At 67.7% G+C, this 566-nt stretch carries 2 protein-coding genes; both read right to left on the bottom strand.

Annotated features, from left to right (window positions below):
- Positions 1-189 (bottom strand): hypothetical protein (locus tag AC1DTN_RS38745; protein ID WP_477925528.1); only part of this gene is annotated, 189 nt, incomplete at its 3' end.
- Between the two features lie 53 nt (positions 190-242).
- Positions 243-566, bottom strand: a 324-nt coding sequence (locus AC1DTN_RS38740; RefSeq protein ID WP_477925526.1) for a hypothetical protein, incomplete at its 5' end; no start/stop codon positions are given.

Below are 566 nucleotides of genomic sequence, written 5' to 3'. Positions count from 1 at the left end.
CTCCTTGAGGAGGCGAAGCGAGCGAAGAATCTTCCGGGTCGGGATGCGCGCCTCGCGCAAGTCGTGGGCGGAGCGCAGCAGCACGACGTCCCGGAACGAGAAGCGGTAGACGCGCCCGGGCCCGCGCAGCGGCTCGACGAATCCCAGCTCGATCAGCTTCGAGACGGCATGACGTGTCAGGCCGAGCATCTGACGGATGCCGCGCAGCGTGTAGGGATGCGTGCCTAGACCGGCTGCTTCTGTCAGTTCTTCATGCGCGCGCGCGTGACCGGCGCGGACTCCGACGCCTTCGCCGTTCTCGGCGCACGCTTCGCGCCCTTGCTCACCGCGGCATCGATCGAAGTCACCTCGCGGCTCTCCGCCGTCTTGACCGGGCGCTTGGGCGCGCCCTTGGCCGCCTTGGTCAGGCTGGCGCGCAGTACTTCGGTGAGATCGATGACCTGGCCGCTTGCCACGTCCTCCGGATGCTCGACCGCGACGACCTCTTCTCCGGCGATCTTGGCGTCGATCGCGGCCAGGATCCGCTTCTTCTCCTCGTCCTCGAAGAGCGTCGGGTCGTAGGTGTC

Source organism: Rhizobium sp. 01T444 (assembly GCF_056398305.1).
This window is presented reverse-complemented; position numbering and strand designations above follow the sequence as displayed.